17 protein-coding genes are annotated in these 22,296 nt (G+C 73.0%); 1 reads left to right on the plus strand and 16 read right to left on the minus strand.

Annotated features, from left to right (window positions below; all coding sequences use genetic code 11):
• Positions 1-31: 31 nt before the first annotated feature.
• A complete protein-coding gene (locus OG505_RS15155) occupies positions 32-2,524 on the minus strand; it encodes an ATP-binding protein (RefSeq protein ID WP_405433979.1) in 2,493 nt (830 codons plus the stop codon).
• A gap of 246 nt (positions 2,525-2,770) precedes the next feature.
• Here OG505_RS15155 and OG505_RS15160 point away from each other — a divergent pair, with 246 nt between their 5' ends.
• Positions 2,771-4,051 (plus strand): hypothetical protein, encoded by a 1,281-nt coding sequence (locus tag OG505_RS15160; RefSeq protein ID WP_405433980.1) that lies wholly within the window; start codon positions 2,771-2,773, stop codon positions 4,049-4,051.
• A gap of 161 nt (positions 4,052-4,212) precedes the next feature.
• Here the strand turns inward: OG505_RS15160 and OG505_RS15165 are convergent, their stop codons facing one another.
• From OG505_RS15165 to pyrR, 15 genes are all read right to left on the minus strand, one after another.
• Positions 4,213-5,196: an AAA family ATPase gene (locus OG505_RS15165; protein ID WP_405433982.1), complete on the minus strand. Its 984-nt coding sequence runs from the start codon at positions 5,194-5,196 to the stop codon at positions 4,213-4,215.
• A gap of 245 nt (positions 5,197-5,441) precedes the next feature.
• Positions 5,442-7,409, minus strand: coding sequence for a primosomal protein N' (locus OG505_RS15170; protein ID WP_405433983.1), 1,968 nt, complete (start codon positions 7,407-7,409; stop codon positions 5,442-5,444).
• Positions 7,410-7,468: 59 nt separating this feature from the next.
• Positions 7,469-8,662, minus strand: a complete 1,194-nt coding sequence (gene metK / locus OG505_RS15175; RefSeq protein WP_405433985.1) for a methionine adenosyltransferase — start codon at positions 8,660-8,662, stop codon at positions 7,469-7,471.
• An 87-nt stretch (positions 8,663-8,749) separates the two neighbouring features.
• On the minus strand, positions 8,750-9,958 hold the full coding sequence (gene coaBC, locus OG505_RS15180) for a bifunctional phosphopantothenoylcysteine decarboxylase/phosphopantothenate--cysteine ligase CoaBC (RefSeq protein ID WP_405433986.1): 1,209 nt from the start codon (positions 9,956-9,958) through the stop codon (positions 8,750-8,752).
• A 14-nt stretch (positions 9,959-9,972) separates the two neighbouring features.
• Positions 9,973-10,236: a DNA-directed RNA polymerase subunit omega gene (gene rpoZ, locus OG505_RS15185; protein ID WP_030335666.1), complete on the minus strand. Its 264-nt coding sequence runs from the start codon at positions 10,234-10,236 to the stop codon at positions 9,973-9,975.
• Between the two features lie 64 nt (positions 10,237-10,300).
• Positions 10,301-10,831 carry a guanylate kinase gene (locus tag OG505_RS15190; protein ID WP_405433988.1) on the minus strand — a complete coding sequence of 177 codons (531 nt, stop codon included), beginning with the start codon at positions 10,829-10,831 and terminating at the stop codon, positions 10,301-10,303.
• Between the two features lie 25 nt (positions 10,832-10,856).
• Complete coding sequence (gene mihF / locus OG505_RS15195; RefSeq protein ID WP_053655462.1) at positions 10,857-11,174, minus strand: integration host factor, actinobacterial type; 318 nt, start codon at positions 11,172-11,174, stop codon at positions 10,857-10,859.
• 178 nt (positions 11,175-11,352) lie between these two features.
• Entirely contained in the window at positions 11,353-12,189 is an 837-nt protein-coding gene (gene pyrF, locus OG505_RS15200; RefSeq protein WP_405433990.1) for an orotidine-5'-phosphate decarboxylase, read from the minus strand.
• A gap of 68 nt (positions 12,190-12,257) precedes the next feature.
• Positions 12,258-13,532: an adenosylmethionine--8-amino-7-oxononanoate transaminase gene (locus OG505_RS15205; RefSeq protein ID WP_405433992.1), complete on the minus strand. Its 1,275-nt coding sequence runs from the start codon at positions 13,530-13,532 to the stop codon at positions 12,258-12,260.
• Positions 13,533-13,761: 229 nt separating this feature from the next.
• On the minus strand, positions 13,762-14,820 hold the full coding sequence (locus OG505_RS15210; RefSeq protein ID WP_405433993.1) for a quinone-dependent dihydroorotate dehydrogenase: 1,059 nt from the start codon (positions 14,818-14,820) through the stop codon (positions 13,762-13,764).
• Positions 14,817-18,164 carry a carbamoyl-phosphate synthase large subunit gene (carB, locus tag OG505_RS15215; RefSeq protein WP_405433995.1) on the minus strand — a complete coding sequence of 1,116 codons (3,348 nt, stop codon included), beginning with the start codon at positions 18,162-18,164 and terminating at the stop codon, positions 14,817-14,819. The genes OG505_RS15210 and carB overlap by 4 nt, the downstream gene beginning before the upstream one ends.
• Positions 18,157-19,368, minus strand: coding sequence for a glutamine-hydrolyzing carbamoyl-phosphate synthase small subunit (gene carA / locus OG505_RS15220; protein WP_405433996.1), 1,212 nt, complete (start codon positions 19,366-19,368; stop codon positions 18,157-18,159). The genes carB and carA overlap by 8 nt, the downstream gene beginning before the upstream one ends.
• Positions 19,365-20,642, minus strand: a complete 1,278-nt coding sequence (locus tag OG505_RS15225) for a dihydroorotase (protein WP_405433997.1) — start codon at positions 20,640-20,642, stop codon at positions 19,365-19,367. The genes carA and OG505_RS15225 overlap by 4 nt, the downstream gene beginning before the upstream one ends.
• Positions 20,639-21,565, minus strand: coding sequence for an aspartate carbamoyltransferase catalytic subunit (locus OG505_RS15230; RefSeq protein WP_007458351.1), 927 nt, complete (start codon positions 21,563-21,565; stop codon positions 20,639-20,641). The genes OG505_RS15225 and OG505_RS15230 overlap by 4 nt, the downstream gene beginning before the upstream one ends.
• Positions 21,562-22,146 carry a bifunctional pyr operon transcriptional regulator/uracil phosphoribosyltransferase PyrR gene (gene pyrR / locus OG505_RS15235; RefSeq protein WP_234588133.1) on the minus strand — a complete coding sequence of 195 codons (585 nt, stop codon included), beginning with the start codon at positions 22,144-22,146 and terminating at the stop codon, positions 21,562-21,564. The genes OG505_RS15230 and pyrR overlap by 4 nt, the downstream gene beginning before the upstream one ends.
• Positions 22,147-22,296 lie beyond the last annotated feature (150 nt).

Consider the following 22,296-nt stretch of genomic DNA (forward strand, 5'->3'; position numbering starts at 1 on the left):
CCTCGATCGACCACCGCCGGTGTGCCCAGCATCACCCCGCTCCGCCCCGGCTGGCCGCCGCACCGGCCAGCCGGGCGCGGACCCGCTCGCCGTCGGGGTGACCGAGGTCATCGAGGATGCCCAGGGCACGCCGCCAGGTACGCGTCGCGCCGGCCGGGTCCCCCGCCGCGTGCCGGCTCTCGCCGAGCCGGGAGAGGGTGTCCGCCTCGTCGTAGCGGTCGCTGATTCGCCGGTACAGCCGCAGCGCCCGCCCGTAACAGCGGATCGCCTCCCGGTGGTCGCCCAGCCGCGCGTGGATGAAGCCAAGGCTGTCCCAGGTGTTCGCCTCACCGTGCCGGTCGCCGGTCCGGCGCAGCAGCGCCAACGCCTGCTCGCAGTGGGTGAGCGCCGGGCGGTACTGGCCGAGCTGGGCGTGCGCCCAACCCACCGCGTTGCGGGCGCTGGCCTCCCCGGCCAGATGGCCGGCGTCCCGGTACAGCGCGAGAGCCCGCCGCACGTGGTCCAGCGCCTCGGCGTATCGGCCGAGGCCGTCGAGCATCGCGCCGAACGCCCGGTGGGTACGCGCCTGCCCGGTGTGGTCGCCCTGCGCCCCGAAGAGCGCCAGGGCCTGCCGGTAGTTGCTCGCCGCCTCGTCGACCCGGCCCAGCCGGGACAGCACCCGGGCGAGGTCGCGGTGGGCGTTCGCCTGCCCGAGTCGGTCCCCCGCCCGCCGCGCACCGGCCAGGGCGGTCCGCTGGGCGACGGCCAGGTCCGGCCACCGTCCCCGGCGTTGCAGGAAGTCCACCAGCGTCCACGCGAGCTGCCAGGCGTGGGCGTCGAACCCGGCACGTTTCGCGTGCGCGACGGCCGCCAGCAGCACCGGGTACTCGACGGTGAACCAGGCGAGCGCCTGAGCGTGGTCGGTGATCTCCTCGGGCACCACACCCGGTGGGGCCGCCGCCAGGGTCACCGGATCGCGACCCGGCTGCAGCAGCAGCGCTGCCGCGTGGGCGGTGTGCAGGTAGTGGTCCAGCCCGCGCCGGATCGCGGCCCGCCGCGCCTCGGCCGGCTCACGCCGGTCGGCCTGCTCGGCGGCGTACGCCCGGAGCAGGTCGTGCGCGCCGAACCGGCCGGGGGCGTGCTCGCTGACGAGATGGGCATGGGCCAGCTCCGCCAACAGCCGGGGCACCTGCTCCCGGGGCAGCCCCGCCAGGCTGGCCGCCGCGGCGACCCCGATGTCCGGACCGGGATGACAGCCGAACAGCCGGAACAGCCGTGCCGCCGCGGGCGTGAGGCTCCGGTACGACCAGGAGAAGACGGCCTGCACGTCGGTGCCCGCGTCGCCACCGTCGAAGGAGTCCAGCGGACGCGGCGCCCCGCGCAGCTCGGCGGCGAGGGTGGCCAGGGGGAACGCGGGATTCGCCGCACTCCTCGCGGCGAGCACCGCCAGGGCCAGCGGCAGCCGCGCGCATCGCTCGATTATCTCGTCCACTGCCTGCGGCTCGATTGCCAACCGGTCGGCGCCGAGCCGCCGGGCCAACAGCTTCCAGGCCTCGGCGGCGCTGAGCAGGTCGACGCCGACCGGCCGGGCGCCCTCGGTGGCGACCAGGCCGGCCAGCCGGTTGCGACTGGTGACCAGGACCAGGCAGGTCGGGCTGCCGACCAGCAGCGGCCGGACCTGGTCGGCATCGCGGGCGTTGTCCAGCAGCACCAGCATCCGGCGACCGGCGAGCAGGCTGCGATAGAGACCCACCTGCGCGGGCAGGTGGGTGGGGATCCGTTCGGGCGGCACCTCAAGGGCCTCCAGGAAGCCGCGTACCGCCTCGACGGCCGTCACCACCGTTCCGGTGGAGTCGAATCCGCGCAGGTCGACGTAGAGCTGGCCGTCCGGGAACCGGTCGGCGACCCGGTGCGCCCAGTACACCGCCAGCGTCGTCTTGCCCACCCCGGCCGTGCCGGACAGCGTCACCACGGTGGCCGGCGCCCGGCCGCCGTCGCCGGAGGTGTCCGGGCCGGCGCAGGCGACATCGAGCTGGGCGAGTTGGGCGGCACGTCCGACGAATCCGGGCAGCGCCGGGGGCAGTTGGCGGGGCACCGGGAAGCGCGCCGGGGCCGGGGCGGCCCGGGTGCCGCCGTTGCGGGCCCGTACGGCCCCGGCGCCTGCCCGGCCGGTGGCGGCGTGGTCCCGTGTCGGACGTCGACGTCGCTCCTCGATCCGGTCCCGCGCGGTGGCCAGCACCCCCTGCTCGGTGGGGGTCGCGCCGAGCAGCCGGATGAGCGCGTCGAACCGCTCCGGCGGGGGCAGGATGTTGCCGGCGAAGTACTCCCCGATGATCCCGCGCGACCAGCCGGTCTTCGCCGCCAACTGCCGGTACGTCAGCCGGGTCTCCCCCTGCTGCCGGGCTTCGCGGCGGCGCAGCTGGCGCAGCAGGCCGGCCAGCTCCTGCAAGGTCTGCGCCTCGACGCCGCCGCGGGCCACGTCGAACGCCGCGGGCGGCCCCTGCGGTGCTCGACGAACGCCGGACGGTACCCGTTGGTCGGACATGCGGCCCCCACCCCCTACCGGTCACCCGGCCGCCCCGGATGCCGACACGGGCAGGCTAGTTGCGGTCACACACCGCTAGATAGGAGGCGGCCGATGTCTGACAGTTCACATCAGACCTTTGCCCCGTCCGGCGGTGTCCGACGGTGTCCAGTCCCGTCCAGGATCGCCGTGCGGGATCGACGTCTCGTGCCACCGTCCCAGGTGCGGGTTCGGCCCGCGCCACGAAACCCTGGGGAAGGGGTACAGATGATCCGTCCACACCCGACCGCCCGACGGTCCACGACGATGCTGCGTCGCATCGCCGCCACCGCGTGCGGCCTCACGCTGCTCGTCGCGGGCGTGAGCGCCGCACCGGCCACCGCCGCGCCGAAGGGCAAGGCCACCACCACCGGATCGTTCGTCGACAGCACGGCGGTGCCGGGCGGTTTCGCCTCCTGGTCGGAGCTGCTCCGGTTGCAGCAGCGGATGAACACCGCCGCCGCCCAGATCACCAACGCCGCGCAGCGCAGCGCGAACTCCGGCTTCGCCGGTATCGTCGCCGATCCCACCACCCGCCAGCTCCAGGTCTACTGGAAGGGCGAGCCGCCGGCCCGCCTCGTGGCCAACGCCCGGGCCACCGTCGCGACGACGGTGCTGCCCGCCGCGTACTCGCAGGCCGAGCTGATGGTCGCGGCCGGCCGGCTGCGGGCCTCGGCCGGCGACAAGATCACCACGGTGGGGCCGCGCGCCGACGGCGCCGGCCTGCTCGTCGGTACGCAGAGCGGGCTGCTCGGCGCGACGGCTCTCGCCGGCGTTCCGGTGACCGTGCAGACCGGGGTCGCCGCCGCGCCCGCCACCCGGTGGGACGACACGTCGCCCTGGTGGGGTGGCGCCGCGTGGCGCAACACCGCCACCGGTGGCGGCTGCTCGACCGGCTTCGGGGTCTTCCAGGGCGGGGTGTCGCGGATGCTCTCCGCCGCGCACTGCGCCAACCTCAACGTCACGGCGGCCGACCCGACCGGCCAGACGATCGGTGTCGTCACGAGCCGCAACGTCAGCAGCGACACCCTGATCATCGCGGGCACCTCCGGCGGCCGGGTCTTCAACAACAGCACCGACGCGGCCGGCGCGGTGGTCAGCGAGTTCAGCAACCAGGTGATCGGCGCGCAGGCCAGCCAGGTCGGCAACTGGGTGTGCACCTCCGGCGCGTACTCCGGCACCCGGTGCTCGATCCAGGTGAAGGCCCGCAACCTGTGCATCAACGTGCGCGACTTCGGCACGGTCTGCGGCCAGGTGCAGGCCGAGAACACCACCCACACCAACGCCGTCGGCCAGGGCGACAGCGGCGGCCCGGTGGAGATCGTCAACCCGGCGAACACCCTCCAGGTCTGGGCGACCGGCACGAACACCGCCATCGACGACGCCAACACCGCGACGGCGTGTACCGGCTATGTCCCCACCGGGCGGGTGTGCGCCTGGCGGATGTACTACGAGGACATCTTCTCCGGCATGGCTGGCGTCGGCGCCTCGGGCGTGGTCCTGGGCTGACGCCTTCGCGCGGAGAGCGTCACATCTGACAGCACCTGGCTGGCCTGCCCCGCCGTTGTCCTGAAAAGCGGTATACCTCAGAGGTATGAATATGCCTCTGAGGTATACCGCTCACCACCACATCCGCCGCGACAGAGGTGACCGACGGTGACCGCCGCCAGCTAGGCGCCGGCGCCCGTATCCCCGGCCAGCACGGCGTCGCCGCCGAGCAGCGCCGGCTCGGGCAGCGGGAGCTGGATCTTGTGGGCCGCCTCCCAGTCGTAGACCAGGCCGGGGCGTACCTGCGCGGCGAAGTAGTCCACGGCGCTCATCCCGCCCACCACCGGCTCGTCGACCTCGGCGACCAGCTCGGCGGGGACCAGGGAGAAACCGTTCTGGATGGCGGCGCTGAGCCGACGGTGGCCGTCGACGACGAAGAAGTACTCCCCGGTGAAGCCGATCTTCAGCGGTTCCAGGGACTCGTCGCCGGCCTCGGCCACGTCGCCGACGAACTCGCTGTCCCAGAGCCCGCGCAGGGTCGCGATGTCCTCGGTCGGGTAGACCCGCGCCGGGTCGAGCAGCAGCAGCGGCGGGCCGTCGCGCAGCACGTCGGCGCCGAGCGTGCCCTCGTACGCGGCGATGATGTGCTCGACCACCTCGGGGGCGGAGGCCCGGGTCGTGTCGCAGATCAGGTCATAGTTGCGCAACCGCGCCTTGTCCACCCCGTAGCGGACGATGAACCGGCTGCGCTCGCTCTCGCTGCGCTCGCGGAGCTTGGCCTTCGCCTCCTGGAGCGAGGCGTAGCTCTCCGCCGGCCCGGACGGGCGGGCCAGCACCCGGCTGGCCGCCTCACCCGGCTCGGTGATCATGTGCACCTTGAGCGCGTGGGTGAAGAAGTGCCAGGCCAGCCGCGAATCCATGATCAGATGCTCGCCGGAGGCGGCGATGTCGCGCTGGAGCTGGTCGACGTAACCGTCGACGGCCTGGTCCAGCTCGGCGTGCAGATTGAGCTGCAGGGCGGTCATCTGCCGCTGCTGCGCCATCTCCCGGTAGAGGTCACCCACGCTGACCCGGCGCATCCCGAGCCGCTTGGCGATCTCCACCGACACGGTGCTCTTGCCGCTGCCGAGGTCGCCGTTGAAGACGATCGATTGTCGAACGGTCACGACTGGTCCACCCCTGATAACCGGCTTCCTGACATCATCGACATCGCGTCCGACCGACGCGTTCCCGGCCCGCCCGTCTTCGGCGGTGCCGTGACCTGGGGCCGTCGTACGCCCGAGCATGACGGGCGATGCTACCACCTCGACGCCAGCGCTTTGCCGGACGCGGTGTGCGGGCGCCACCCGTCAGGCCGGGTTCGACCCGCCGGCCGCGCCCCGGGAAAGTGGCCGCGCCCCCGGGAAAACGGTCAGAACAGGCTCAGCGGATCGACCTGGAGACGAACCGGGTCGGCGGCCTTGCGGGCGGTGCGCACCCCGGCGGCCGAGTGCAGGGCCTCGGCGAGCGCGGCGGCCCGCGCCCGGGGCACCCGCACCAGCATCCGCTCGCGCCCCTCGTCGGCCGGCACCGGCCCGAGCACCTCGGCGTCGCCGGGCAGTCGGGCCGCGGCGAGCAGGTCGGCAACCGCCTCGGCCGGGCCGGTGACGCTGGCCATCCGTACCGCCGGCGGAAAACCCAGCTCGCGGCGCTCGGCCAACTCCCGGCCGGCGAACCAGGCGGCGTCCCAGCGCAGCAGCGCCTGCACCGGGGCGAGCGCGCCGTCGGCGACCACCACCACGCGGCCGGCCGGCGCCGGGCGGGCCAGGGCCGCGGCGGCCAGCCACCGGCGCAGCGCCTCCTCGCCGGCACGCAGGTCGGCCCGGGTCAGCAGGGCCCACGAGTCGAGCAGCAGCACCGCGCCGTAGCCGCCCTCGGCGACCGGCTCGGCGCCGGGGGTGGCGACCACCAGGGCCGCACCGCCGGGCACGTCGGTCAGCACCTCCTCGCGCCCCGAGGTCCGCACCGGCACGTCGGGAAAGGCCCGGCCCAACTCCTCGGCGGTACGTCGGGCACCGGTCACCGCGGCGCGCAGCCGCCGCCCGCCGCACTGCGGGCAGGCGTACGCCGCGGCGACCCGGGCGCACCACCGGCAGGCGGGGGTACCGCCGGCCGACGGCAGCGCGAGCGGGCCGGCGCAGTGCGCACAGCGGGCCGGGGTACGACAGTCGGCGCAGGAGACCGAGGGCAGATAGCCCCGCCGGGGCACCTGCACGAGCACCGGCAGCCCGGCCCGCAGGGCGTCGCGGGCGGCCGTCCAGGCGAGGCTGGGCAGCCGCGCGGTGGCCGCACCGGGATCACGGGCAAGCTGTGGGTCGTCGCCGGTCGGCGCGATGGCCGGTATCCGGGCCCGCACCGTCGCCCGGTCGGCGACCACCTCCCGGGCCCAGCCGGTCTCCAGCAGCAGTTGCGCCTCGGCCGTCCGGGCGTACCCGCCGACCAGCGCGCCGGCCTCGCCGAGCTGCGCCCGGGTGAGCAGCACGTCGCGGGCGTGCGGATAGGGCGCCCTGGGTTCGGAGTGCAGGTCGTCCCCGTCGTCCCAGACGGCGACGAGTCCGAGCCGGGGCACCGGGGCGAACATCGCGGCCCGGGTCCCGATGACCACCGGCACCTGCCCGCGCCGGGCGGCGAGGAACGCCCGGTAGCGCCGGGCCGGCCCGAGGGCGGCGGAGAGGCTGACGTGCCGGCCCGGCCCCAGCACGCCGGTCAGCGCGGCGTCGAGGCGGTCGAGGTCGCGGGCGTCGGGCACCACGACAACGGCGCCCCGCCCACCGGCGACGGTGGCGGCCACCGCGTCGGCGTAGCGGGCCGCCCAGTCCTCGCCGGGCAGCGCGGACCAGACCGCACGGGGCGCCCGGCCGTCGGTGAGCGCCCGCAGCAGCGCCGGCCCGGTCGGGTAGTCCCGCCAGCCGCGCGGGTCGACGGCCTCCCCCGACACGACGATCTCCCCCGGCACGACGGGGCCGGCCGCTTCGCCGGCAGCGCCGGATTCGACCGCCGGCGTGGGCTGCTCGTCGTGGGGCTCCTTCTCGACCCGGGCGTGCCGGGGTGGCACGGCGAGCCGGAGCACGTCGGCCAGGTTGCCCGCGTACCGGTCGGCGACCGCCCGGGCCAACCGGGCGATCTCCGGGGTCAGCACCGGCTCGGGCGAGACCACCTTCTCCAGGTAGGCGAGCCGGCCGGTGTGCCCGGAGTCGTCCGCCCGCGACAGCAGCCAGCCGTCGACCAACTGCCCCGCGAAGCGCACCTTCACCCGGGTGCCGGGCACCGCCACGTCGGCCAGGTCGGCCGGCACCAGGTAGTCGAACGGCCGGTCCAGGTGCGCCAGCGGAACGTCCACGCAGACGCGCGCGACCGGCGACCCCTCCGCGGGTCGCCGGTCGCTACGCCTGGTGGCGGTCAGGCTCCCGCGGCCGACTTGAGGTCGGCGGCCCGGTCGGTGCTCTCCCACGACAGGTCCGGCAACTCCCGGCCGAAGTGGCCGTACGCGGCGGTCTGCTGGTAGATCGGGCGGAGCAGGTTGAGGTCCCGGATGATCGCGGCCGGGCGCAGGTCGAAGACCTCGGAGACGGCCTTCTCGATCGAGGCCACCGGCACGGTCTCGGTGCCGAACGTCTCGACGAACAGGCTCACCGGGTGCGCCTTGCCGATGGCGTAGGCGACCTGCGCCTCGCACCGCTCCGCCAGGCCGGCGGCGACCACGTTCTTGGCCACCCAACGCATCGCGTACGCGGCCGAGCGGTCCACCTTGGACGGGTCCTTGCCGGAGAACGCGCCGCCGCCGTGCCGGGCGTACCCGCCGTACGTGTCGACGATGATCTTGCGGCCGGTCAGGCCGGCGTCACCCATCGGGCCGCCGATCTCGAACCGGCCGGTCGGGTTGACCAGCAGCCGGTAGCCCTCGGTGTCCAGACCGAGGCTCTCCAGCTCGGGCGCGATGACGGAGTCGCGCACGTCGGGGGTGAGCAGCGACTCCAGCGAGATGTCCGCGGCGTGCTGGCTGGACACCACGACGGTGTTCAGGCGGACCGGGCGCAGCCCCTCGTACTCGATGGTGACCTGGGTCTTGCCGTCCGGGCGCAGGTACGGGATGGTCCCGTCCTTGCGCACCGCGGCGAGCCGGCGGGCCAGCCGGTGGGCGAGGGCGATGGGCAGCGGCATCAGCTCGGGGGTCTCCGAGCAGGCGAAGCCGAACATCATGCCCTGGTCGCCGGCGCCCTGCGCGTCCAGCGCGCTCTCCGACGCACCGGTGCGCAGTTCGAAGGCGTTGTCCACGCCCTGCGCGATGTCCTCGGACTGCGCGCCGATGGAGACGCTGACCCCGCAGGACGCGCCGTCGAAACCCTTCTTTGACGAGTCGTAGCCGATGTCGAGGATGGTGCGCCGGACGATGGTGGGGATGTCGGCGTACGCCTTCGTGGTGACCTCACCGGCGATGTGGACCTGGCCGGTGGTGATCATGGTCTCGACCGCGACCCGGCTGTGCGGGTCCTCGGCGAGCAGCGCATCGAGGATGCCGTCGCTGATCTGGTCGGCGATCTTGTCCGGGTGGCCTTCCGTGACCGATTCGGACGTGAAGAGGCGGCGTGTCACGGCACTCCTAAGCGTGTGAGGTCGTTCCGCGGCAGTCTAGTCACCGCTGCGGCCGGTGTCGGGATCGGTCGCGCGCTGTTCCACCCGTCAGGAGCGGTTGGCCAACCGCGCCACGACGAGGTCCCACACGGTGTCGGCCACGGCCTCCTTGGCCTGCTCCGGCAGACGGCTCACCGAGCCGTCCGCGCCGATGACCGTCACCGTGTTGGTGTCGGCGCCGAAGACCCGGTCCGGACCGACCTCGTTGATCACGATCAGGTCGGCCCGCTTTCGGGCGAGTTTCGCCCGGCCGTTGGCCTCCGCGTCGCCGGTCTCGGCGGCGAACACCACCAGCACCTGCTCCGGTCGCTTGCGCTGGCCGAGCTCCGCCGCGATGTCCGGGTTCGTGACGAGCTCGATGGTGGGAGCGACGCTGTCGTCCGACTTCTTGATTTTGCCAGGCGCGTACGTCGCCGGTCGGAAATCGGCCGGAGCCGCCGCCATCACGACCGCGTCGGCCTCGGCGGCGGCCTGGAGGGTCGCCTCGCGCAACTCGGCGGTCGTGCCGACGCGGACCAGGTCGACCCCGGCGGGGTCGGCGAGGGAGACGTTGGCCGCGATCAGCGTGACCCGCGCGCCCCGGGCGACCGCCGACCGGGCGAAGGCGTAGCCCTGCTTGCCGGAGGAGCGGTTGCCGAGGAAGCGGACCGGGTCCAGCGGCTCGCGGGTGCCGCCGGCGGTGACCACCAGCCGGCGGCCGGTCAGGTCGGCGGGGGCGGACACGCCCCGAGCGAGGACCTGGCGGGCGACCGCGAAGATCTCCGCCGGGTCGGGCAGTCGGCCCTTGCCGGTGTCGGCGCCGGTGAGCCGCCCGACGGCCGGCTCGATGACCCGGACGCCCCGGGCCCGCAGCGTGGCGACGTTGGCGACGGTGGCCGGATGCTCCCACATCTCGGTGTGCATGGCCGGAGCCAGCACCACCGGGCAGCGGGCGGTCAGCAGCGTGTTGGTCAGCAGGTCGTCGGCGAGCCCGTGGGCGGCCTTGGCGAGCAGGTCGGTGGTGGTCGGCGCGACCACCACCAGGTCGGCCTGCTTGCCGAGGCGGACGTGCGGCACCTCGTGCACGTCGGACCAGACGTCGTCGGCGACCGGTTGGCCGGAGAGCGCCGCCCAGGTCGGCGCCCCGACGAACTTCAGCGCCGACGCGGTCGGCACGACCCGGACCCGATGGCCCGACTCGGTGAAGAGTCGCAGCAGCTCACACGCCTTGTAGGCGGCGATGCCGCCGCCGACCCCGAGGACGATCGAGGCGGACATCGACGGGTGCGCTCTTACGGCTGGTCGGTCGGCTCGGCGGTGAGCAGGCCCGAGTTGATCTCGCGCATGGCGATGGAGAGGGGCTTCTCCTGCGGGGTCGTCTCGACGAGCGGACCGACGTACTCCAGGAGGCCCTCACCGAGCTGGCTGTAGTAGGCGTTGACCTGCCGCGCGCGCTTGGCGGCGAAGATGACCAGCGCGTACTTCGACGTCGTCTTCTCAAGGAGCTCGTCGATCGGCGGGTTGGTGATGCCTTCGGGGTTGGCGATGGATCCCACGAATTAACCTCTGCGTCTTTCGAGCCGCGCGGACGCGGTGCTGAGTCTCAACGGCGGCCGGCCGTCAGCCGCGTACACGCGACCAGGCCGGATCCGGATAAGAAGAACCGAGTAAGCCTACCAGCTCGTCGGCGACCCGATCGGTGTGGTCGTGCGTCAGGGTGTGCGCGAAGGCGGTGGCCACGGTGGCGTCGGGCCGGTGCCCGGGCGGGATCAGCAGCACCAGCCGCGCGGCGGGCACTCGCGCCCGCACCAGCCGGGCCCCGGCGACGTCGAGCGGGAGCAGGACCGGCCCGGCGGCAAGCCGGGCGCGCAGCGGCGGGTCGAGGGTGCCCCGGTGGTACGCGCCGATCCGGGACCACTCCAGCAGGTCTCCGGTGGCCACCCGGCGCTCGAACTCGGCCGGGGCGAGAAAGACCCGCTGCTCACCGTCCACCTCCGGCTCCCGGCGCGGCCTGGTCGTTGCCGGCACCGGGATCCACACGGACGGGAAACGCGCCCGAACGAGCTCGACGACACTCTCCCTGCCGGAACCCGAAGGTCCAGCCAGGACAGTGAGCCGAGCCGCCGGGCGCGCCTCGTCATCCGTGCTCACTGCTTGTTTCTACACGCTGCCAGGTTCAGTTGGCGGCGAACTCTCCAAGCAGTGCCTTGCGCTGCTGCTCGCCGAGGCCACGCAGGCGACGGCTGTCAGCGATCTTGAGCTTCTCCATGATCTGGGTAGCCCGGATCTTGCCGATGCCCGGCATCGCCTGCAGGACGGCCGAAACCTTGAGCTTGCCCACGACGTCGTCGCCCTCGGCCCGTTCGAGGACGGCACCGAGGGTGGTCTTGCCCTGCTTGAGCTGCTCCTTCAGCTCGGCACGGGCCTTGCGGATCTCCGCGGCCTTCTCGAGCGCGGCAGCGCGCTGTTCGGGGGTCAGTGACGGGAGCGGCACCAGTTCTCCTCAGGTCCCTATCGCGGCGGGCGGGGCGCACCGCCGCAGCTGTGAAACGTGGTGTCGCTGTGAACCAAGGGGTCCATGGTTCCCAGCGCGGGGAAAACTAGCGGTCAACGGAGCTTTCGGCAACGTGGACGCGCGATGATCATCGCAAAGTGACCGAGCCGTCAGTCAGTCACCGGGCAGCCAGGACGGCCCGGCACTCGGCTGACACCCGGTCCGCGGCGGCCCGCAGGGCGTCCGCGTCCGGTCCTGCCGACAGGACCTCCCGGGAGTACGACGGGAGCACCGAAGCGAGGCTGGAACCGAAGACCGTGCGCAGATCGGCGGCACCCGCACCCTGCGCGCCGAGCCCCGGAGCGAGCAGCGGACCCCCGACGCCGGAGAGGTCATGACCCGTGTCACCGATGGTCGCGCCGACCACCAGACCGAAGCTGCCGAGGGGGGTAGCACCCCGGTTGAGCTGGGAAATCTCGTCGATCACGGTCTGCGCGACGGTCCGCCCGTCGGCCGTACGGGCCCGCTGCACGGCCGCGCCCTCGGGGTTCGAGGTGAGGGCCAGCACGAAGACCCCGCCGCCGTGCTTGGTGGCCAACTCGAACATCGGCGCCAGCGAACCTACTCCCAGGTAGGGACTGGCCGTGACCGCGTCGACATACAGCGGGCTGGATGGATCGAGGTACGCGGAGGCGTACGCGCTGACCGTTGAGCCGATGTCGCCACGCTTGACGTCCAGAAGAACGAGCGAACCGGCCTCTCGTAACTGTCGGATAGTTGACTCAAGGATCGCCACACCGCGGGATCCGAATCGCTCGAAAAAGGCCGACTGAGGCTTGACCACCGCAACCCGGTCACCGAGGGCGTCGACCACGGTCCGGGAGAACCGCTCGATGCCATCGACGTCGTCCGCGAGGCCCCACCGGGCCAGCAGACCGGGATGCGGGTCGATGCCCACACAGAGCGGCCCGCGCTCGGTGACGGCCCGGTGCAGTCGGGTGCCGAAGCTCTCCATCTGTGTGCACTCCCTCTACTCGTCCGGGCGGCGGACCGCCTCCCGGCGTACTCGTTGACCGGGACCGCTCAGCCGGCCGCCACCGCCGCCGCCACCCCGGCCGCGATACGGGCCAGGTCGGCGTCGTCGGTGACGTACGGCGGCATCGTGTAGATCAGGTCGCGGAACGGCCGCAGCCAGACGCCCCGCTCGACGGCCGCCGCGGTGGCCGCGCCGAGGTCGACCTCGTGGTCGAGCTGGACCACCCCGATCGCCCCGAGCACCCGCACATCGACCACGCCCGCTGCGGCGCGCAGCGGCTCCAGGCCGGCGCGCAGGCCGGCGTCGACCCGGGACACCTGCGCCGCCCAGTCCCCGGCCCGCAGCAGCCCGATGGAGGCGTTGGCGACCGCGCAGGCCAGCGGGTTGCCCATGAACGTGGGCCCGTGCGCCAGCACGCCGTCGGCGGAGATGCCCCGGGCTACCTCGGCGGTGCACAGCGTCGCGGCAAGGGTCAGGTAACCCCCGGTGAGCGCCTTGCCCACGCACATCACGTCCGGGGCCACCCCGGCGTGCTCGGCGGCGAACATCGCACCGGTACGGCCGAACCCGGTCGCGATCTCGTCGAAGATCAGCAGCACCCCGTGCGCGCGGGTCACCTCGCGCAGCACCCGCAGGTAACCCGGATGGTGGAACCGCATCCCGCCGGCGCCCTGGACGACGGGCTCGACGATCACCGCGGCCAGCTCGTCGGCGTGCCGCTCGACGGTGTCCACCAACGCCGCCACGTACGCCTCGTCGGGCGGGTCGGTGAAGCCGCCGGGCGGCACCGGGGCGAAGATCTGCCGGGGCAGCACGTCGCCCCAGAGGTGGTGCATCCCGCCGTCGGGGTCGCAGACGCTCATCGGGTGGAACGTGTCGCCGTGGTAGCCACCCCGCCAGGTCGCCAGCCGGCGCCGCTGTGGCCGGCCGACGGCCCGCTGGTACTGCAGGCACATCTTCGCCGCCACCTCGACGCTGACCGAGCCGGAGTCGGCCAGGAACACGTGCTCCAGGCCCTCCGGGGCCAGCTCGACGAGGGTCCGCGCGAGCCGCACCGCGGGCTCGTGGGTGAGGCCGCCGAACATCACGTGGCTCATCCGGGCGAGCTGGTCGGTCACGGCCGCGTCCAGCACCGGGTGCCGGTAGCCGTGGATCGCCGCCCACCAGGACGACATGCCGTCGATCAGCTCCCGGCCGTCGGCCAGGGTCAGCCGTACGCCCTCGGCGCTCTGCACCAGGTACGGCGGGTTCGCCGGTGGCAGCGCGGCGTACGGGTGCCAGACGTGCGCCCGGTCGGTGGCCAGGATCTCCTCGGGCGTCACGCGTGCTCCTTTAAGGCACCGGCGGGCCGGGCGCCGGTGGTCAGGCCGCCGGTCGGGTCGTTCCTTCTCATCCTTTGCTCTGCTTCAACGGAGGCAATGCCCGGTGTCCGGATATCGGACGCCGGCCGTTGCGTGGGTTGAAGCAGAGCAAAGGCGTCGCGGAGGGGGTGGAACCCCCGGCGCAGAGCCGGCGCGGCGCAGCGCAGGGTCAGCATCGGACCCGGGCCGGTCAACGCCCGGCGACCGGGTCCGGCGCCACCGCTGTGGCCGCCGCGCGGGCGGCGGCACGGGCAGCGGCGCGGACCAGGGCCGGCCCCCGGTAGATGAAGCCGGTGTAGAGCTGCACCAGGGCGGCGCCGGCGTCGACCATCCGCGCCGCGTCGTCCGGGTCCAGCACGCCGCCGACGCCGATGATCGGCAGGGCGCCGGCGGTCTCCCGATGGACGAACGCGACCACGTCCCGGGCGCGGCCGGTCAGTGGCCGGCCGGACAGGCCACCGGTCTCGGTGCCGCGTTCGGCGTCGGCCGGGGCCAGGCCGTCGCGGGCCAAGGTGGTGTTGGTGGCGATGACCCCGGCGGCGCCCCGGGCCAGGCACACCTCCAGCAGTTCGGCGATCGCCGCCTCGGTGAGATCCGGCGCGATCTTGACCAGGACCGGCTTCTCCCCCACCAGGGCGCCGAGCAGCGCGTCCAGGTGGGTGCGATCCTGCAACGAGCGCAGCCCCGGGGTGTTCGGTGAGGACACGTTCACGGCGAAGTAGTCGCCGTGCCCGCGCAGCACCCGGTACGAGGTGAGGTAGTCCTCGACCGCCTCGTCGAGCGGGGTCACCTTGGACTTGCCCAGCGAGATCCCCAGCGGCACCCCGATGGGGCGCGGCAGCGCGTCCAGCCGGGTGGCCAGCGCGGCGGCCCCGGCGTTGTTGAAGCCCATCCGGTTGACCACGGCCTCGCTGCCGGGCAGCCGGAACAGCCGCGGCCGGGGGTTGCCCGGCTGGGCGTGCGCCGTCACGGTGCCGACCTCGACGAAGCCGAAGCCGAGCGCCGGCCAGGCCGCCAGCGCGGCGCCGTCCTTGTCCATGCCGGCGGCCAGCCCGACCGGGTTGGCGAACCGCACGCCGAACACCGTGCGGGGCGCCTGGACGGCGTAGCGGGCCCGCAGGGCCGCCAACGCCACCGGACGCCGCGACAGCCCGGCCAACCGCCGCAGCGTCCACTCGTGCGCGGCCTCGGCGTCCCCGCCGCCGAGGCGGAACAACCCCGGCCGCACGACCCGCTCGAACAGGGTCACTGGGCCGCCCGGAGGGTGGCGTGCAGGTCCTGCAGGGGACGGACCTGCATGTCGCCCCGGATGCGCGCCTCGATGCCCATGACCGCCGCCGCCGCGCCCGGCACCGTGGTGATGCAGGGGATGTCGGCGGTGACGGCGGCGCTGCGGATCTCGTAGCCGTCCGAGCGGGCGCTGGCGCCCGAACCCTGCGGCGTGTTGATCACCAGCGCCACGTGGCCGCCGAGGATCAGCGACACCGCGTCGTCCCCCTCACCGGCCTGGTAGTGCTTGCGGATCTGCTCGCAGGCGATGCCGTGCCGACGCAGCACCTCGGCGGTGCCGGTGGTCGCCACGATCTCGAAGCCCAGGTCGGCCAGCCGCTTGATCGGGAAGATCATGCCGCGCTTGTCCCGGTTGGCCACCGACACGAAGATCTTCCCGGCGGTCGGCAACGACCCGTACGCGGCCGACTGGCTCTTGGCGAAGGCGTGCCCGAAGTTGGTGTCGATGCCCATCACCTCGCCGGTCGACTTCATCTCCGGGCCGAGCAGCGAGTCGATTCCCTTGCCCGCCCGGGTCCGGAAGCGCTTGAACGGCAGCACCGCCTCCTTGACCGCGATCGGCGCGTCGGCGGGCATCGTGCCCCCGTCCCCCGTCGCCGGGAGCAGACCCTCGGCGCGCAGCTCGGCGATGGTCGCGCCGAGCGCGATTCGGGCGGCCGCCTTGGCCAGCGGAACGGCCGTCGCCTTCGAGACGAACGGGACCGTCCGCGACGCGCGCGGGTTGGCCTCCAGGACGTACAGCACGTCGTCCTTGAGCGCGTACTGCACGTTGAGCAGACCGCGCACGCCGACACCGCGGGCGATCGCCTCGGTGTAGCGGCGGACCTCGGCCAGGTGCGACCCCGCGAGGGTGATCGGCGGCAGCGCGCAGGACGAGTCGCCGGAGTGAATACCGGCCTCCTCGATGTGCTCCATCACGCCACCGAGGTAGACCGCGCCGTCGGCGTCGCACAGGGCGTCCACGTCGATCTCGATGGCGTCGTCGAGGAACCGGTCCACCAGCACCGGGTGGTCGCCGGAGATGTCGGTGGCCCGACCGATGTAGTCGCGCAGCGTCGGGTCGTCGTAGACGATTTCCATGCCCCGCCCGCCCAGCACGTACGACGGTCGGACCAGCACCGGGTAGCCGATCTCGTCGGCGATCGTCTTGGCCTCGTCGTACGAGGTGGCCATGCCGTGCGCCGGCGCACGCAGCCCGGCCCGGGCCAGCACCGCGCCGAACGCGCCCCGCTCCTCGGCCAGGTGGATCGACTCCGGGGAGGTGCCGACGATCGGCACCCCGGCGTTCTTGAGCCGCTGCGCCAACCCCAGCGGGGTCTGCCCACCGAGCTGCACGACCACCCCGACCACGCCCGGCCCGCCGGCCGCCCGGCCGGACGAGTCCTCGGCGTGCCAGACCTCCAGGACGTCCTCGAAGGTCAGCGGTTCGAAGTAGAGCCGGTCGGCGGTGTCGTAGTCGGTGGAGACCGTCTCGGGGTTGCAGTTGACCATGACGGTCTCGTAACCGGCCGACCGCAGCGCCTGCACCGCGTGCACGCACGAGTAGTCGAACTCGATGCCCTGCCCGATCCGGTTCGGGCCGGAGCCCAGGATCAGCACCTTAGGCCGGTCCGACGGCACGACCTCGGTCTCGGTGTCGTAGGTGGAGTAGTGGTAGGGCGTGGTGGCCTCGAACTCGGCCGCGCAGGTGTCCACGGTCTTGTAGACCGGGCGCACGTCGAGGCGGTGGCGCAGGGTCCGTACGCCGTCCTCGGCCGCCAGCTCCGGACGCAGCGCGGCGAGCTGCCGGTCGGACAGGCCGGCCCGCTTGGCGCGACGCAGCAGCTCGACGTCGAGCACCGGCGCGTCGACGATCTCGGCGCGCAGCTCGATCAGCGCGACGATCTGGTCCAGGAACCACGGGTCGATCCCGCCGGACGCCTCGGCGACCTCGGTGATCGACGCGCCGAGGCGCAGCGCCCGCTCCACCGTGTAGAGCCGGCCGTCGTGCGGGACGCGCAGCGCGGCGAGGGTTTCCGCGAGCGTGACGCCGGCCGGATCGGGCTGTGTCCAGAAACCGGCCGATCGGGTCTCCATCGAGCGCATCGCCTTGTTCAGCGCCTCGGTGAAGTTGCGCCCGAGGCTCATCGCCTCGCCCACCGACTTCATGGTGGTGGTCAGCTCCGGGTCCGCGCCGGGGAACTTCTCGAACGCGAACCGGGGGATCTTCACCACCACGTAGTCGAGGGTCGGCTCGAACGCCGCCGGGGTCTTCAGCGTGATGTCGTTCGGGATCTCGTCGAGCGTGTAGCCGATGGCCAGCTTCGCGGCGATCTTCGCGATCGGGAAGCCGGTCGCCTTGGAGGCCAGCGCCGAGGAGCGCGACACCCGGGGGTTCATCTCGATCACGACGATCCGGCCGTCGACCGGGTTGACCGCGAACTGGATGTTGCAGCCGCCAGTGTCCACCCCGACCTCGCGCAGCACGGCGATGCCCAGGTCGCGCAGGCGCTGGTACTCCCGGTCGGTGAGCGTCATGGCCGGGGCCACGGTGACGCTGTCGCCGGTGTGCACGCCCATCGGGTCCAGGTTCTCGATCGAGCAGACGACCACCACGTTGTCGTGCCGGTCGCGCATCAGCTCCAGCTCGTACTCCTTCCAGCCGAGCACGCTCTCCTCGATGAGCACCTCGTGCACCGGGCTGGCGGTCAGGCCGTCCCCGGCGATGCGGGCCAGGTCCTCCGGGGTGTGCGCCATGCCGGAGCCCAGGCCGCCCATGGTGAACGACGGCCGGATCACCACCGGCAGACCCAGCTCGGCGACTGTCGCCTCGACCTCGTCCATGGAGTGGCACACCCGGGAGCGGGGCACCAGAGCGGCCGGGTCGTCGACGCCCAGGCGTACGCCGGCCTTCGCCACGATCTCCTTGAACAGTTGGCGGTCCTCGCCCCGGTTGATGGCGTCGATGTTCGCGCCGATCAGCTCGACGCCGTACTTGTTCAGGACGCCGGCGGAGTGCAGGGCGACGGCCGTGTTCAGCGCGGTCTGCCCGCCGAGGGTGGCCAGGATCGCGTCCGGGCGCTCCTTGGCGATGACCAGCTCCACGAACTCCGGGGTGATCGGCTCGACGTACGTGGCGTCGGCGAACTCGGGGTCCGTCATGATCGTGGCGGGGTTGGAGTTGACCAGGCTGACCCGGATGCCCTCACTGCGCAGCACCCGGCACGCCTGGGTGCCGGAGTAGTCGAACTCGCAGGCCTGCCCGATGACGATCGGCCCGGAGCCGATCACGAGGATGTGCTTGAGATCGGTCCGCTTAGGCATTCTTGCCGCCTTCACTCTGCTGCCGGTCGAAGCCACGGCCTTCGATCAACTCGGCGAAACGGTCGAAGAGGTAGTCGGCGTCGTGCGGGCCGGCCGCCGCTTCCGGGTGGTACTGCACGGTGAAGGCGGGGACGTCCACGGCCCGCAGCCCCTCGACCACGTTGTCATTGAGGCAGACGTGCGACACCCGCACCCCGCCGAAGTCGGTGTCGATCACCTGGTCGGGGACCACCGCGCCCTGCCCCGCGCCGGGCACCCGGACCGCGCCGAGCCGCTGTTCGCGGCTCGACACGTCGACCGCGAAGCCGTGGTTGTGGCTGGTCACCTCCACCTTGCCGGTGGCCCGGTCGAGCACCGGCTGGTTGATCCCCCGGTGGCCGTAACCCAGCTTGTAGGTGCCGAAGCCGAGCGCGCGGCCGAGGATCTGGCTGCCGAAGCAGATGCCGAACAGCGGCACCTCCCGCCGCAGCGCCTCCCGGGCCAGCGTCACCGGGCCGTCGGCCGTCGCCGGGTCGCCGGGGCCGGGCGACAGGAAGACCGCGTCGGCGCCGGTGGCCAGCAGGTCCTCGATGCTCGACGAGGCCGGCAGCACGTGGGTGGTCACCCCGCGCGCGGCCAGCCGGCGCGGGACGTTGCGCTTGATTCCCAGGTCGAGCGCCGCCACGGTGAACCGGTGCTCGCCGAGCGCCTCGACGACGTACGGCCCGGCGGTGGTCACCTCGGCGGACAGGTCCGCTCCGACCATCTGCGGGGACTGCCGGACCCGGGCCAGCAGGCTCTGCGGGTCCTTCTCGACGCTGGAGATGCCCACCCGCATGGCGCCCCGCTCGCGCAGGTGCCGGGTCAACGCCCGGGTGTCCACGCCGCTGATGCCCACCACACCCTCGGTGGCGAGGCGGTCCTCCAGGCTGCCGGTGGCCCGCCAGTTCGAGCCGATCCGGGCCGGGTCGCGGACGACGTAACCGGCCACCCAGATCCGGCCGGACTCGTCGTCCTCGTCGTTGACGCCGGTGTTGCCGATGTGCGGCGCGGTCTGCACCACCACCTGCCGGTGATAGGACGGATCGGTGAGCGTCTCCTGGTAACCGGTCATGCCGGTGTTGAAGACCGCCTCGCCGAAGGTCTCACCGATGCTGCCGTACGCCTCGCCGGGGAACGTGCGCCCGTCCTCGAGGACGAGGATCGCGGAACGTCTACGGGTCACTTGACTGCCTTTCCGTCCAGGACCGTCGGCTCGCCGCGCAGGAAGGTCGCCACGATGCGACCCGGCAGCGTCATGCGGGCGTACGGGGTGTTGCGACTGCGACTGGCCAGTTCCGCCGGCTCGATGGTGCGACGGGCGGCCGGGTCGATCAGGGTCAGGTTGGCCGGCGCACCGGGCGCCGGGTCGACGCCGTGCCCGGTCAGCCCCGCGATCCGGGCGGGGGTGCGGGACATCCGCTCGGCGATCAGGTCCCACTCGGGGCCGAGCACGTCAAGCGCGATGGACAGGGCCGTTTCCAGGCCAAGCATCCCCGGCCGGGCGTACGCCCACTCGCACTCCTTGTCCTCCACCGCGTGCGGGGCGTGGTCGGTGGCGATGATGTCGATGACGCCATCGGCGAGCGCGGACCGCAGAGCGGTGATGTCCGCGGCCGTGCGCAGCGGCGGGTTCACCTTGAAGACCGGGTCGTAGCTCTGGGCACGCTCGTCGGTGAGCAGCAGGTGGTGCGGGGTGACCTCGGCGGTGACGCGTACGCCACGGGCCTTGGCCTGGCGCAGCACCTCGACGCTGCCGGCGGTGGAGACGTGGCAGACGTGCAGGCGGCTGCCCACGTGCTCGGCGAGCAGCACGTCCCGGGCGATGATCGCCTCCTCGGCGACCGCCGGCCAGCCGATCAGGCCGAGCCGGGTGGAGACCTCACCCTCGTGCATCTGGGCGCCCTCGGTGAGGCGGGGCTCCTCGGCATGCTGGGCGATGATCCCGTCGAACGCCTTGACGTACTCCAGCGCCCGGCGCATCAGCAACGGGTCGGCGACGCAGTGCCCGTCGTCGGAGAAGATCCGCACCCGGGCCGCGGAGTCGGCCATCGCGCCCAGCTCGGCGAGGCGCTCGCCGGCCAGCCCGACGGTGACCGCGCCGACCGGCTGCACGTCGACCAGAGCGGCCTCCCGGCCGAGCCGCCAGACCTGCTCGACGACGCCGGCGGTGTCCGCGACCGGGGAGGTGTTCGCCATCGCGCAGACCGCCGTGTAGCCGCCCAGCGCCGCCGCCCGGGACCCGGACTCGACGGTCTCGGCGTCCTCCCGGCCCGGCTCGCGCAGGTGGGTGTGCAGGTCGACCAGGCCCGGCAGGGCGACCAGCCCGGCGCCGTCGACCACCACGGCGTCCGGCGCGGACAGCCCCGGACCGACCTCGGCGACGACGCCGTCGCGGATCAGCAGGTCGGTCGGCGCGGCGCCGACGATGCTCACGCTGGTGATGAGGTACGCGGTCACCGGTTGTTCCCTCCGAGCAGCAGGTACAGAACAGCCATCCGCACGGAGACCCCGTTGGTGACCTGTTCGACGATGGTGGAGCGGGGTGAGTCGGCCACCTCGGGGGTGATTTCCATCCCCCGGTTCATCGGGCCCGGGTGCATGACGATCGCGTGCTCGGGCAGGCGGCGCATGCGCGGGCCGTCCAGCCCGTAACGGCGGGAGTACTCGCGCGCGGAGGGGAAGTAGGAGTCCTTCATCCGCTCCCGCTGCACCCGCAGCATCATCACCACGTCGACGTCGGGCAGCACGGCGTCGAGGTCGTACGACACGTCGGTGCCCGGGGCGAGGGCCCCGGCGATGTCGACGGGGATGAGGGTGGGCGGACCGACCAGGGTGACCTTCGCGCCGAGGGTGGACAGCAGCAGGACGTTGGAGCGGGCCACCCGCGAGTGCAGCACGTCCCCGACCACCGCGACCGACAGGCCGGCCAACCGGCCCAGCCGGGCCCGCATGGTGTACGCGTCGAGCAGCGCCTGGGTAGGGTGCTCGTGGGTGCCGTCGCCGGCGTTGACCACCGACCCGTCGACCCAGTTGGCGAGCCGGTGCGGGGCGCCGGAGGCGGGGTGCCGCACGACCACCGCGTCGGCGCCCATGGCCTGCAGGGTCAGCGCCGTGTCCTTCAGGCTCTCGCCCTTGGCGACGCTGGACCCCTTCGCGGAAAAGTTGATCACGTCGGCGCTGAGCCGTTTCGCCGCCGCCTCGAACGAGATCCGGGTGCGGGTGGAGTCCTCATAAAAAAGGTTCACCACCGTACGGCCGCGCAGCGCGGGCAGCTTCTTGATCTCGCGGCCGGCGACCGTGGCCATCTCGGCGGCGGTGTCCAGGATCTCGGTGGCGGTGTCGGCGTCCAGATCCGCGCCGGAGAGCAGGTGCCTGATCATGAGTGGGTTCCCCCGTACAACTTGACCTCGTCGGCGCCGTCGGTCTCGGCGAGCGTCACCTTGACGCTCTCGGCGAGCGCCGTCGGGATGTTCTTGCCGACGTAGTCGGCGCGGATCGGCAACTCGCGGTGGCCCCGGTCGACCAGGACGGCGAGCTGCACCGACGCCGGGCGGCCCACGTCGTTGAGCGCGTCGAGCGCGGCGCGTACGGTGCGCCCGGAGAAGAGCACGTCGTCGACGAGGATCACCCGCTTGCCGTCGATACCGCCGCTGGGCACCTGGGTCGGGCCGATCGCGCGGGTGGCGTGCCGGCGCAGGTCGTCGCGGTAGAGGGTGATGTCGAGCACACCGACCGGGACGACGACGTCCTCGAAGGTGCTGATCCGGGAGGCGAGCCGCCGCGCGAGAGGCGCACCCCGGGTGGGAATCCCGAGCAGCACGGTGTCGGCGGCGCCCTGGGTCTTCTCCAGGATCTGGTGGGCGATGCGGTCGACCACGCGCTGCACGTCGGCGCTGGCGAGGATCACCTTCACCGAGGGTTGTCGCGGTGGTGACGAGCGGGCAGCCGGTGGGTATGCCACGGCGGACCTCCTTCCCCGCCTCACGGGACGGGTCGTTAAAGGATGTCGGGCACCTCCGGCCGGCGAGCGCGAGCAGACCAAGCCGAGGCTTCACGCCACGTTACCAGTGGTCACCGGGCAGACGGACGGCGGCCGCTGATCACTGGATCA

This window comes from Micromonospora sp. NBC_00617 (genome assembly GCF_045161355.1).
Taxonomy (GTDB): domain Bacteria; phylum Actinomycetota; class Actinomycetes; order Mycobacteriales; family Micromonosporaceae; genus Micromonospora.

Coding starts and splice junctions, on each gene's coding strand:
- pyrF (WP_405433990.1), bottom strand. CDS start 12,189: ATGGAGAGCTTCGGCACCCGACTGCACCGGGCCGTCACCGAGCGCGGG.
- coaBC (WP_405433986.1), bottom strand. CDS start 9,958: ATGTCCGCCTCGATCGTCCTCGGGGTCGGCGGCGGCATCGCCGCCTAC.
- OG505_RS15230 (WP_007458351.1), bottom strand. CDS start 21,565: ATGATCAGGCACCTGCTCTCCGGCGCGGATCTGGACGCCGACACCGCC.
- carB (WP_405433995.1), bottom strand. CDS start 18,164: ATGCCTAAGCGGACCGATCTCAAGCACATCCTCGTGATCGGCTCCGGG.
- OG505_RS15155 (WP_405433979.1), bottom strand. CDS start 2,524: ATGTCCGACCAACGGGTACCGTCCGGCGTTCGTCGAGCACCGCAGGGG.
- OG505_RS15160 (WP_405433980.1), top strand. CDS start 2,771: ATGATCCGTCCACACCCGACCGCCCGACGGTCCACGACGATGCTGCGT.